Here is a 12,858-nt window from a genome sequence, read left to right on the forward strand (position 1 = left end):
AGGCAGACAGGCAATGAGTCAAAACTCGCCCATAGATTCCGGTATTCAATCATCCAAAACACCTGAGTTGAAGCCAGCACTAGCCGCAGCCCTGGCCAGTTTGGAAGTACAACTGGATCAAGAGTTGGCTAGATACCGTCGTTCACGCATAGCATCAAAGACAGCCTATCAACCACGCACAGGCAATTACATTAACACTCAACCCCAGGAAGAATTAGAAATGACGGCGTTGGCTGGCAAACTTCAGCTACCTGTAACAGAAATTAAACCCAGTATACCGCCTGCACCTGTAACCGAAGTACCTCTAGAAAAACCAGCAATAGCCAAGACAGAGGAAGCAGCAAAGCCCCAGCAATCATCTTCGACTGATTCGAGCCAAACACAAATTCCGCTACCATCTACAAATTCTAGTAGCAGTATAGTACCTGCAACTGCCAAGGCTGCTCACAGTGAAAATCTGATGCAGGCAAACACAACTTCTACCCAGCCAGACGATTACCTAGAATCAAGTGAAGCATTGCTGCGGAGTTTAACAGATGAGCCACAACAACCAACAAAACCACCCAGCAATTCTAACGATAGTTTGCTATCACCTTTAGGTATCGGCTCCATGCTGCTGTTGTTGATGGCTAGTTTGACCTTGGGTTACGTGGTATTTAATCCTAAAAGCTTGCCACAGTTGAGTCTCGATAAAATATTTAATAGCAATTCCAGTGCTAATACCGATAGAACTCAGACTCAGGAACCAGAAAACCAGCCCAAACCTCCAGCCCAGACAGAACTTACTCCTATACCCAAGTATCCCAATTTGGCGGCTAAAGAATTTCCCGAACTGAAAGATCCTAACGATATAGTTGGTTTACAACCAAAACTTCCCGCAACTACGATCGCACCTATAAATCCGCCTGTAGTAATTCCCACACCAGTAGCGCCTCCAGTAGTTAACCCATTACCAGATGTGCAACCAGTACAGCCGTTGAATATCCCGCCTATTGCTAAAGCCCAACCTGCACAGCAGCCTACAATTACTACACCACAGGTAAACGCCGAAATCAAACCGGCAGCAGATGGGTTTTATCATATTGTGATGGATAATGAAGGCGATCGCTCAATTATTACGGCACGGCAAGTAGTTCCCGATGCTTATTTATCGCGCGACCAAAAACTGATTTTTCTTGGGGCGTTGAAAACAAAAGAGCAAGTCGAAAAAAGATTACAAGAACTACAAAAACAAGGAATTAAAGCACGAGTGCAGCAACCATGAGTGATCAAAATCTAAGATAGGATGAGGAAAACATCGACAAAATGCTCTGCCTGTTGACTGGCAAAAGTGAATGGAGAGCCGATATGGAATTAATCAAGCGTATCCTGCGGGTGATTCGGGCTAACCTAAATAGTCTGATAGGCAGTACAGAAGATCCAGAAAAAATTCTGGAACAAGCCGTCGCTGAAATGCAAGAAAATTTGGTGCGATTACGACAAGGGGTAGCACAAGCAATTGCTACTCAAAAACGCACTGAACGACAAGCAATTGCCGCCCAATCTACGGCGGAAGAATGGTATCGTCGCGCCCAACTAGCACTAGAACAAGGCAATGAACCTCTAGCACGAGAAGCCTTGACTAAGCGTCGTGCTTATCAAGAAACTGCTACATCCCTCTCCAATCAAATCAGTCAACAAACAGAAATTGTCGAGCGGCTGAAGCAAGATATGCGATCGCTAGAAGCCAAGATTTCCGAAGCTAAAACCAAAAAAGATATGTATATTGCCCGCGCTCGTTCGGCGGAAGCATCCTATCGACTCCAAGAAATGCTCAGTGGAGTTTCGCCTACTAGCAGCCTAAATGCGTTTGATCGGATGGAAGAAAAAGTTTTTCAAATTGAAGCGAAATCAGCAGCTATAGCTGAACTCAACAGTGATGATTTGCAAAAACAATTTGCTTCCCTAGAATCTGCCAACAGTATTGATACAGAATTGGCAGCAATGAAACAACAGGTGCGGCATGAGTCAGAAAACACACCACAACAGCAATTACCATTAGCTCAAGAGCCTTAAAAACTGGTCAGTTGCTACAACCAGGGTATATGTTAAACAATTAAGTGGTATCGGGAGGTACCGAACCAAGCCGGAAAGATTACATTTAAAGAAGAAACTATTAAATAGTAAAAACCTTAACTGTCCAATCAAGTACCTAAACTGCAAAAGGAAAACAAATTATGGGATTATTTGATCGCATTAAGCGAGTAGTTAGTGCAAATATCAATGATTTGGTAAATAAAGCTGAAGATCCAGAAAAAATGCTAGAGCAAGCCATCCTGGAAATGCAGGAAGACTTGGTACAGTTGCGTCAGGGTGTAGCTCAAGCGATCGCAGCTCAAAAACGTACTGAAAAACAGTACAATGATGCCCAAAATGAAATCAACAAATGGCAGCGCAACGCCCAACTAGCACTGCAAAAAGGTGATGAAAACCTCGCACGTCAAGCGCTAGAACGTAAAAAGACTTTCACCGAAACCAGCACAGCCCTAAAAACTAGCTTAGATCAGCAAAGTACTCAAGTTGAAACTCTTAAACGCAACTTAATTCAGCTAGAAAGTAAAATTTCCGAAGCCAAAACCAAAAAAGAAATGCTCAAGGCACGGATTACTACTGCCAAAGCCCAAGAGCAACTGGAAGGTATGGTACGGGGTATGAATAGCAGCAGTGCAATGGCTGCTTTTGAGCGGATGGAAGAAAAAGTCCTGATGCAAGAAGCCCGCGCCCAGTCAGCAGCAGAGTTAGCTGGTGCTGATTTGGAAACCCAGTTTGCCAAGTTGGAAGCTGGTAGCGACGTTGATGATGAATTGGCAGCGTTAAAGGCACAAATGGCACTCGGCCCAGCCAGCGCTCCTAATCAACCCCAGCTACCACCACAGCAACAAACCACGCCTTCCCAAACTAACCCTGCCCAATCGAATGAAGTAGTTGATGCTGAGTTGGAATCTTTACGCAAGCAACTAGATCAAATGTAAAATTTTGTTGGATACTGATTTGAGCTAGTCCCACACCTGTTGGTTGTGGGATTTTGCTTCGGTAGTTAAAAGTCAATGGTCAATAGTTGAGGATTCCTTTGGTTAACCATAAACAATGGACTATAGCAGTTCTCGGTTGGGTGCAGTACATTTTTGACCTCTCTCCAAACCTCTCTCCTTGTAGGAGAGAGGCTTTGAGTCTTACTCCCCTTCCCTACAAAGGAAGGGGTTGGGGGTTAGGTTTGTATTAGACTCAAATGCAAACGGCTATATTAACTATGGACGATGGACTACTAATTATGGTCTATTAAAGACTTTGAGATAAAGTATTTTTTGTGCCAAGTATTGATGTCAACTAATGGAGACTGCCATGAGTAAGGGTGTAATCACCATCACTGATGCTGAGTTTGAAACCGAAGTGTTGAAATCTGAGCAGCCTGTATTAGTTTACTTTTGGGCTTCGTGGTGTGGCCCATGTCAATTAATGTCGCCACTGATTAATTTAGCAGCCAACAAATTTAGCGATCGCCTAAAAGTTGTCAAAATGGAAGTTGACCCTAACCCAGTTTCTGTTAAACAGTATGGGGTAGAAGGTGTACCAGCCTTAAGGCTTATTCAAGGTGAAAAATTATTAGAATCAACCGAGGGCGTAATCGGTAAAGATAAGTTACTCAGTTTGCTAGATACGCATTTAAATAGAAATTAGTCAATAGTCAATAGTCAACAGTCAATACTATGGACTATTGACTATTAACCATTGACCTTTTACTAATATGCAATTTGCACAACGTTTACAACCTCTACAATTTAACGTGTTTGCTGATATGGACAGAGCCAAAGCGGCGGCTCTGTCTGTCGGCCAACAGTTAATTGATTTGTCACTGGGTTCTTCTGATTTGCCCACTGAGGCGCATGTTCTGGAAGCGATCGCGCAATCTCTTGATGACCGCAGTACTCACGGTTATCTGTTATTTCACGGTACGCAAGCATTTCGTCAAGCTGCGGCTGATTGGTATGAACAAAAATTTGGCATCAAGGTCGATCCAGAAACAGAGGTACTACCTTTAATTGGTTCCCAAGAAGGTACGGCTCACTTACCTTTAGCTTTATTAAATCCCGGTGATTATGCCTTATTGCTCGACCCTGGTTATCCGTCCCATGCAGGCGGAGTCTACTTAGCTAGTGGTCAAATCTACCCTATGCCATTATTGGCAGAAAACGGTTTTTTACCAGTATTGGCTGATATACCCCCTGCTGTTGTAGCTCAGGCGAAAATGATGGTGTTGAGCTATCCGCACAATCCGACAGCAGCGATCGCGCCTTTGGCTTTTTTCCAAGAAGCTGTAGCTTTTTGTCAACAACACAATATTGTTTTAGTTCACGATTTCCCCTATGTAGATTTGGTGTTTGAGGAAATTAGCGGCGCAAGAGAAAGCTTTCCTCATTCTCAATCCTTAGTACCGTCAATTCTGCAAGCCGATCCTGAAAAAAGCGTCTCAATTGAATTTTTCACTCTTTCTAAGTCTTACAACATGGGCGGCTTCCGCATCGGATATGCCATTGGTAATGCTGAATTAATCAAAGCTTTACGCCAAATCAAAGCCGCAGTAGATTTTAATCAGTATAAAGGAATTTTGAATGGGGCGATCGCTGCCCTTACTGGCCCACAAGCAGGAGTCCAAAATACAGTCGCCACCTTCCGCCAACGGCGCGATGCTTTCGTGAATGCCCTACATCACATTGGTTGGCAAGTTCCTAGCCCTAAAGCCACTATGTATATCTGGGCCAAGTTACCTTCTCCTTGGCAGCAAAATTCAGTAGAATTTTGTACCCAGTTAGTTAAACAAACTGGTGTAGCCGCTTCTCCTGGTGCTGGTTTTGGGAAATCTGGAGAAGGATATGTCCGGTTTGCCTTGGTACATGAACCGCCTTTGTTAGAAACCGCTGTTGAAAAAATTGCCAAGTTTCTCTAATACAGGAAAGTACGCATTTTAGTAGCCTGTAATTTTTAGAATGCTGTAGCAATGTTTTAAAGTTACAAAAATTTTATTGTTTGCTATTTGAGGCAGGTGTTTTTTTACGATAAACTACAGGGAAAATACTGAAAGCCAGTTGCAAGATAAAAATTGTCAATTATACTGTTGCCCAAAGTTAATCCCTAGAAGTAATTAACACATGCCTATGGTAAGCAATATTTTCAAACTCAGCATTTGTGCTGTGTCTTTCGCAGTGATCGGTACTTTCGGACAGCAGCCTGTTTGGGCATTCAGCAACACTTCATTATTAGAACACTCGTCTCAAGCTGCGGATACATCGAACTCGGCAGAAAATGATTTGCTGTTACGCAACGCCCGCAACATAGAAGTGATGAATTCAAAGCCTGAAGTAGCTAACTACTACACACCTAGCTTTATTCCTGAATATTCCTCCGCTGTAAGCGCTGCTCAATTGTCAACCTACACTCCTCCATATAGTAATAGGTGGGCAAATCTTAGTAGTAAATCTCCTCGTCCACGCAAAGTACCAGAACCTTCAGCAGTGTTAGGACTAATAGCGATCGCAAGCTGCTTGGGAATACAGCAGAAGATGAAAAAAGGTTAATACCAACAGCTATTTAAGATAAATGTAGTAACAATAACTTGCTTATCAACCGAAATATTGTAATTTCACGTAAATAAACAGCAAAATATTAGTCATCTTTTTATTCAGAATCTACAACAGCTTTACCCAATAAAGTCTCCCGGTTTCCTAAACTGGATTGGTGTGCGTAACTACTAAACATGGCTGAAAGCTGGTTGTGATTTTTACCAGTAGCATTCTCAAAAAGCCAAAGCCTGTAGTCAGGCTAATCCAATTCTAGAAACAAAGACAGTATATAAAAATACCTCAAAACTGGCGGAGACAGTAAATGAAAAGAATTTTCCAAACACTTGCAATTGGTGCCTCAATGGCTGTTGGCGTGAGTGCGATCGCCACTAACCCAGCACAAGCTACAACTTTTTCTTTCAATAATACTAACGAGATCAATACCTACACAGGTGGTTCAAACGGTCAGTTCATTAAATCAGATACAACTGCTGCTGTTAAAGCTTTAACAGATAAAGATTTTAGCTCTAACGTTGAACTTTGGTACAGTACTGAAAATCCTACTTCTAACGTTGGCTTCACTGCTACAAAAGGACAATACAGCGCCAATGTCAGCAGTGTCACCGCAAGCGACTGGAATACTTTTGGTTCGCAATGGCTGGGTGATTTGTTAAATACCTACACACCTTTCCAATCAGTTTGGAATGGGTTTTCAGCAACTACCAAATCATTAGTCACAAGTTCGTTTCCTTTATTAGGGATGGGAGATCCAAACATTGGTGGATTTCAATTTGGTGCAAATGGCGGCGTAGAACTACAGCTAGTTGGTCACTTGGATGTTAAGAGTAAACTTGCCAGCACACTTTCTACCAAGCTGAATGAAGCGTGGAATGGCGGAGTGAAATTACTATTCCCTGGTAAAACAACTCTACCAACTGCTTCAGAAGTCCAAACTAAGATTTCATCCCTTCAACTATTACTGAACTCACCTACAACTCCTACTGCTACGAAACTAACACTGCAAACTCAAATAGCTCAACTGACATCATTCAAAGAAGTACTCACTTTCCAAGCGACATTAAGCACCTACCAAGGTGAAATCGCAGCAAGTGAAATCGCCAAAGTAGTTGTCGGCAATAACACTTACTTCGCTTACAGCTTTAACCCCACTGCTTCCGGTATTACAGCTTCCGATGATGGTATATCTTACAGTGCGATTTACTCTTGGCAAACACCTGGATATGTCTCTTCAACTTCAGTACCAGAACCCTCGGTAGTACTTGGTATGTTGGGAGTCGCTGGAATCGTTGCTACACAACGCAAGTTAAAAAAAGTATCCGGTTGAGACTCCGGTTTCTATTCTAAAAAACTAAGTAAAGGAGCATAAATTGCTCCTTTTTTTTATAAACTCTTAATATTTTACCTGTGAAATTACTGTTGTTTTTAGCACAAAAATAAGCAATTAATTTAAGTATATTTACAATGGTGAAAATTCAAAAAAGCAAAGGTTTATTACTAAAAATTAAATAAATATCCATGAAACATTAAGTTTTTATGAAAATTAATCGATAAGTTACAATAATCCTATTTAGTAAATATCAGACAAAAATTAATCTTAATTTACATAACAGCACGTCTTAAATAAAATTTAACTATTTTAATCAATCTGACAATTAATATATTCTTTTTATTCCTTTCATCAGTAGTTTTTTGAGATGTTTGTCTTAAGTTTTATTTTGTAATGACAACACATTTACTTAAAATAAATCAGCAAGTGCATCCACAGCAATTAAAAAAAGTTTTACTAATTGAAGATAATGATGTAAATAGGATGTTGCTGAGCGACTATCTGGGTTATTGTGGATATAATGTTAAAAGCCTGTCGAATGGCACAGCTTTGTTCTCAACGATAGAAAGCTTTCAGCCAGATTTGGTTTTACTAGATTTAAAACTGCCAGGTGTTGATGGTTATTGGCTATTAGAGCAAATCCAGCAACATCCATATTTACCAAAGATACCTATTATTGTAGTTTCAGCCTTTGCTTTTAAAGCCGATCAAGAACGAGCTATAAATTTAGGCGCTCGTCGTTATCTTGTCAAGCCTATAAATCTGACTGCTTTGATGATGACAATTCAAGAAGAGTTGGCTTGTAACCGCAGTTAAATTTTTATATCCTGTTATTTTTTGTATTTAGGATTAGCCTTTTCAAGGTTGGTAAAACTTTTTATTTAATTTTTGATTTTTGTTTCCTTCTAAGACTTAAACAAAGCAAGTAACCTAGATACAAATATTTTCTCTTTAGTAGTTATATAAATTACTTTAAAAGCACAGAAACAAATAAATTATAACAAAATATATAGGAATCCGGTTTGATTTCCGAAGTTACTTGTGTAGACAGGGAGTAGGAAAAAAGTCTTGTCTGATTATACTGATTTTTTTTCAGCAATCAAATATGAGTCCTATAGGTTTTCCAATTCATACTGAATTGGGATTAGTGATAGATGTATTAAATAAAAAGATATATTTAGATAATTATTGATGATTGCTATTTTTATTACCTAAAATTATTTACGTTTTTCGTGATTTTACTGGAATCAACTTTGAAAACAAAGCAAACCAGAGATATTTCTGAGTATTTCTAAACACAAATCATACTGAAAATAAGAATATCTCATCTAAAACCTATTCAGCATTTTAGCCGATCAGACACACCGATAATTTAGATATTGATTATCATAGAATTATGAACCTTCAGATTGAGTTAACAATTCCGAAAATATCTGAACTTAGCAAGTAGGTTGTTTTAACATGCTGACACACAATATCCTAGTTGCTGAGGATGAGAATTTCCAAGCGCTTAATCTCCAAAAAAGGTTAAATTATTTGGGATCAAAGGTTTCATATATTACTTTTTTGGATATAAGCTTGTAAAAAAGATATGATAATTACTCCGTAAATTAGTATTAATTCATATATGGTTAAATGAGGAAAACGAGGAAAATAATGGGATACAAATATCCAAGATTATCTATGATTTTTTCATATATTCGTATTATATTTAAATAGTCATTGGAAATATATGAAATTACATAAGAAAGAGCCGAAAGAGTTTTTAAATGATATTGTAAAATCTTTCGCAGAAACAGAACTGCATATTGCTGTCGAAATGGCTATTGACAAGCACCCAATTAACGAACGAATGCAGGAAGAACAGCAACTAATGATGGCAATGATTAACAGTATGCAACATGCTGTGGTTGCCACATATCCTGATGGGTGCATTCAATTTATGAATTCAATGGCTGAAGCACTCACAGGTTGGCAGCAAGAAGAGGCATATGGGAAAGATTTAGCAGAAGTTGTAAAACTAATTGACAAAGACATAGAAGAAACAATTGAGAATTTAGCCATACACACAATAGCAACAGGAAAAGTTTTACATCTACCAGATAACTGTGTTTTAATTGCCAAAAATGGTAGAGAAATATTAGTAGGAGATTATGTTGCACCTATTCGTGATCAGAATGGGAATATTACGGGTGCATTGCTAGTTCTTCAAGAAGTGACGCAACGCAAACAGATGGAGACGCAACTACTCCAGAATGCTTTTTATGATGGACTGACAGCATTACCTAATCGACCTTTATTTTTAGATCGATTGAAGCAAGCGGTAGAAAGAAGTAAACGCCGAATTGATTACCGTTTTGGAATTTTATTTTTAGATTTAGATGGCTTCCAAGAAATTAACGATCGCTTTGGACATGCAATGGGCGATGATTTATTAGTAGCGATCGCTCGCAGACTAGAATCATGTCTACGTAGTGGTGACACAGTAGGAAGGTTTAGCGGTGACGAGTTTGCTGTGCTGCTAGAAGATATTAAAGATATTAATGATGCTATTAATGTTGCCAAACGAATTCAAGATACTTTAGGCTTACCCCTGATCCTCAATGGAAATCAAATTTCTACCACAGCCAGTATAGGTGTTACTATCAATCGGGGAGGTTCTGACCAACCAGAAACTTTACTCCAAAATGCTGATGCAGCTTTGTATCATGCTAAACAGCAAGGAAAAGCTCGTTATGCTGTATTTGATGCAATTGCTCATAATTAATAGTGTTACAGCAGATAAAATTGGTGTTTAGCGATCGCACCCACAAATTCTATGAAAGTTATAGTATGGTAGGGAACAGGCTTTAAAGTTTTTTTCTGTCTAGGTTTTATCATTTGCTGATGTCCTAACTATTCTGGCTATAGCTATATATCGAAAACTGCGATCGCATTAATAAAAAATACAAAAAAAGGTGGTAATTTACCACCCTAATCGAAATATTTAATTCCTAGATTTCACACAGCAGATTTAAACCACTGTAGATACTTGCTTTTGAAAGTAAGCTTGCATAACTCTTTCAGCAAGTTGACGGCTAGTTAAACCTAACTCTGCCTTAGATTCTTCTGGGGTAGCGTGTTCCACTAACACATCTGGAATACCGATGCGCTTCACAGGGACAACGATATCAGCATCTAGTAAAGCTTCGGCTACAGCAGAACCAAAGCCACCCATCACACAACCTTCTTCGATAGTGACAACGCGACCAATTTTCTTAGCTAACGGTAAAATCAATTCTGTATCCAAAGGCTTGACGAACCGCGCATTAATTACAGTTGCTTCAATGCCGTGTTCGCTGAGAATTTCCGCTGCTTGCATACTGGGGTAAACCATTGTGCCGTAGCCAACGATTAACACATCATCACCATTGCGGAGAATTTCACCCTTACCAATTTCCAAAGGTTCCCAACCTTCTTCCATCAAGGGTACACCATAACCGTTACCACGGGGGAAGCGCATAGCGATCGCACTAGTTGTATGGTTAATGCCAGTTACCATCATCCGTTGTAGTTCGGCTTCATCCTTGGGAGCCATCAATACTATATTAGGAATGCAGCGCAAATAAGCGATATCATACATCCCCTGGTGGGTGGGGCCATCAGCACCAACAATTCCCGCCCTGTCTAAGCAGAAGAACACAGGCAAGTTTTGAATACAGACATCGTGAATGATTTGGTCGTAAGCCCGTTGTAAGAAAGTAGAGTAGATAGCAGCCACAGGGCGCATACCTTCAGATGCTAAACCCGCAGCTAAAGTCACAGCGTGTTGTTCCGCAATGCCAACATCTATATATTGATTAGGCAGTTTAGCTTGGAGTTTATCTAAACCTGTACCTGTCGCCATTGCTGCTGTAATACCGATAATTTTCGGATTTTGTTCAGCTAGTTTAACTAAAGTGTGGGCAAAGACTTTGGCATAAGCAGGGGGTTTAGGTTTGCTAGAAGGAATTGCTTTGCCAGTTGTTAAGTTAAATGGGGTTTGGGCGTGGTAGCCTACTTGGTCTTGTTCAGCCAGTTCATAACCTTTACCTTTAACTGTGGCTACGTGTACCAAAACTGGCCCTTGTATTTGATGCGCTTGTTGGAAAGTCGCAATCAATTCTTCTAAGTTGTGTCCATCGACTGGCCCCATGTAGGTAAAGCCCAGTTCTTCAAATACCGCCCCCACCTTGGGAACCGCCAACCGCTTCATCCCTTCTTTGATGCGTCCAAGTTCGGGAGACAAGGATTCACCTACAAAAGGAATTTGCTTGAATTGTTCTTCAAAGTTATCTTTGATGAATTGTACTGGCGGACTGAGACGCATTTTATTAAGATAGCGAGGAATCGCACCCACATTGGGAGAGATAGACATCTCGTTATCGTTCAGTACCACCAGCAGGTTAGTTTTCGGCAGATGTCCAGCATGGTTGATAGCTTCCAACGCCATACCCCCAGTTAAAGCACCATCACCAATAACAGCGACGGCTTTAAATTTTTCTCCTTTGGCATCTCTGGCTAATGCCATACCCAAAGCTGCTGAGATACTTGTAGAAGCGTGTCCTGCGCCAAAGTGGTCGAACTTACTTTCGCAGCGCTTGAGATAGCCAGCAATTCCGTCTTTTTGTCTAAGGGTATGGAAGTTACTGTAGCGTCCTGTAATTAGTTTGTGGGGATAAGCTTGGTGTCCTACATCCCAAATAACTTTATCCCGATCTAAATCTAATGTTTGGTAAAGCCCTAGAGTTAACTCTACAACACCCAAACCTGGCCCCAAATGACCGCCTGTTGCTGCTACTGTTTGGAGGTGTTTATCTCGAATTTGGCGGGCAATTTGTTGCAGTTGCCGGATAGATAAACCGTGCAACTGATTAGGATGGGTGATTTCACTCAGATGCATATTATAGGGTTTTCCTCTCTAATTTCTACTTCTGGTATTCTGATTTTCCCACGGTCGGGTTATCCCCATAATTATGGGGAGTTGCAATTCTGTTACATAACCCGTCAAGAATGAGAATTTACGTAACAACACTCTCTGCTTTGGTAGGTGTTAGGGTTTTGAATACCTATATCCCTAGCCAACTCAACCCTTGATTTTGTATGTTTATGTGTAAATCCTCAGAATATGGGTACGTTACCTTGGTTACTAAGGGGAATCTGTATTATTAGGCACAGTCGGAACTTCTGGTGTATCTGGTAGTTGTCGTTGCCGTTGCAAATATTTACTCAACAAGTAAGCCATATCTCCACGAGTCATAGGTTGCAATGGGGAAATATTGCCTTGGCTATCTGTGTTGATGAATCCTTCCGAAACTACTGTTGCGATCGCTTTTCTCGCCCAAGTCGGAATTGCTTTAGCATCAGGATGAGATGAAAGAATTTCATTCACAGAATCATCATCAAATTGAAATACACCGTAAGCTTGGGCAAATATTGCTAAAGCTTCTGCCCTATTCACTTTTTGGTTGGGAAAAAACAAATTCCCCCGATAGCCTTTCATAACCTCCGTTTTTAAGACTACCTGAATATCGTTAAATGCTGGATTAGAGGGAGGCACATCTGGAGTGGGAAGGTTTTCTTGACTAACAGTTTGTCGTTTATCAAGTCGAAATACTTTGACCATAATCGAGGCTAGTTCTGCCCGACTCAGCAATCTTTCGGGATAAAAATTGCCATCTGGAGAATTGGTCATCCATTTGGCTGCAATTACCTGTTGAATGGGATCTGAGGTTGTTTGAGAAGGCGTTTCTGTTGATTGTGCTTGAACAACTAAAGGAAAACTTTGCAGTAGCACAACTAAAGAAATAGTACTGATGTACCGACTTATATTTCTCATTATTTTTCAGATACTCATGCGAACACAACAAACTGTCAGACTGAACTTAAATTCAA

General features: G+C 40.3%; 11 protein-coding genes. 9 read left to right on the forward strand and 2 right to left on the reverse strand.

Going from position 1 to position 12,858, the window contains the following annotated elements:
- The first annotated feature begins 13 nt into the window (after window positions 1–13).
- The 9 genes from ACMX3D_RS16820 (at window position 14) to ACMX3D_RS16860 (ending at window position 9,712) form a co-directional block, all read left to right on the forward strand.
- The gene (locus tag ACMX3D_RS16820; RefSeq protein ID WP_482747027.1) at window positions 14–1,264 is read left to right on the forward strand and encodes a hypothetical protein; all 1,251 of its coding nucleotides are present in this window, start codon (window positions 14–16) and stop codon (window positions 1,262–1,264) included.
- Window positions 1,265–1,347: 83 nt separating this feature from the next.
- Entirely contained in the window at window positions 1,348–2,055 is a 708-nt protein-coding gene (locus ACMX3D_RS16825; RefSeq protein ID WP_482747028.1) for a PspA/IM30 family protein, read from the forward strand.
- A gap of 161 nt (window positions 2,056–2,216) precedes the next feature.
- Window positions 2,217–3,011: a PspA/IM30 family protein gene (locus ACMX3D_RS16830; protein ID WP_482747029.1), complete on the forward strand. Its 795-nt coding sequence runs from the start codon at window positions 2,217–2,219 to the stop codon at window positions 3,009–3,011.
- Between the two features lie 370 nt (window positions 3,012–3,381).
- Window positions 3,382–3,717, forward strand: a complete 336-nt coding sequence (locus tag ACMX3D_RS16835) for a thioredoxin family protein (RefSeq protein WP_482747030.1) — start codon at window positions 3,382–3,384, stop codon at window positions 3,715–3,717.
- Window positions 3,718–3,784: 67 nt separating this feature from the next.
- On the forward strand, window positions 3,785–4,984 hold the full coding sequence (locus tag ACMX3D_RS16840) for an LL-diaminopimelate aminotransferase (protein WP_482747031.1): 1,200 nt from the start codon (window positions 3,785–3,787) through the stop codon (window positions 4,982–4,984).
- A gap of 244 nt (window positions 4,985–5,228) precedes the next feature.
- Window positions 5,229–5,612: a hypothetical protein gene (locus ACMX3D_RS16845; protein WP_482747032.1), complete on the forward strand. Its 384-nt coding sequence runs from the start codon at window positions 5,229–5,231 to the stop codon at window positions 5,610–5,612.
- A 307-nt stretch (window positions 5,613–5,919) separates the two neighbouring features.
- Window positions 5,920–6,942, forward strand: a complete 1,023-nt coding sequence (locus ACMX3D_RS16850; protein WP_482747033.1) for an NF038130 family PEP-CTERM protein — start codon at window positions 5,920–5,922, stop codon at window positions 6,940–6,942.
- A gap of 396 nt (window positions 6,943–7,338) precedes the next feature.
- On the forward strand, window positions 7,339–7,761 hold the full coding sequence (locus ACMX3D_RS16855) for a response regulator (RefSeq protein ID WP_482747034.1): 423 nt from the start codon (window positions 7,339–7,341) through the stop codon (window positions 7,759–7,761).
- A gap of 916 nt (window positions 7,762–8,677) precedes the next feature.
- Complete coding sequence (locus ACMX3D_RS16860) at window positions 8,678–9,712, forward strand: diguanylate cyclase domain-containing protein (protein WP_482747035.1); 1,035 nt, start codon at window positions 8,678–8,680, stop codon at window positions 9,710–9,712.
- A gap of 246 nt (window positions 9,713–9,958) precedes the next feature.
- Here ACMX3D_RS16860 and dxs read toward each other — a convergent pair whose 3' ends face one another.
- Window positions 9,959–11,866: a 1-deoxy-D-xylulose-5-phosphate synthase gene (gene dxs / locus ACMX3D_RS16865; RefSeq protein ID WP_482747036.1), complete on the reverse strand. Its 1,908-nt coding sequence runs from the start codon at window positions 11,864–11,866 to the stop codon at window positions 9,959–9,961.
- Window positions 11,867–12,112: 246 nt separating this feature from the next.
- Window positions 12,113–12,802: an S-layer homology domain-containing protein gene (locus tag ACMX3D_RS16870; RefSeq protein ID WP_482747037.1), complete on the reverse strand. Its 690-nt coding sequence runs from the start codon at window positions 12,800–12,802 to the stop codon at window positions 12,113–12,115.
- Window positions 12,803–12,858: the final 56 nt, after the last annotated feature.

This window comes from Anabaena sp. TISTR 8404 (assembly GCF_056847745.1).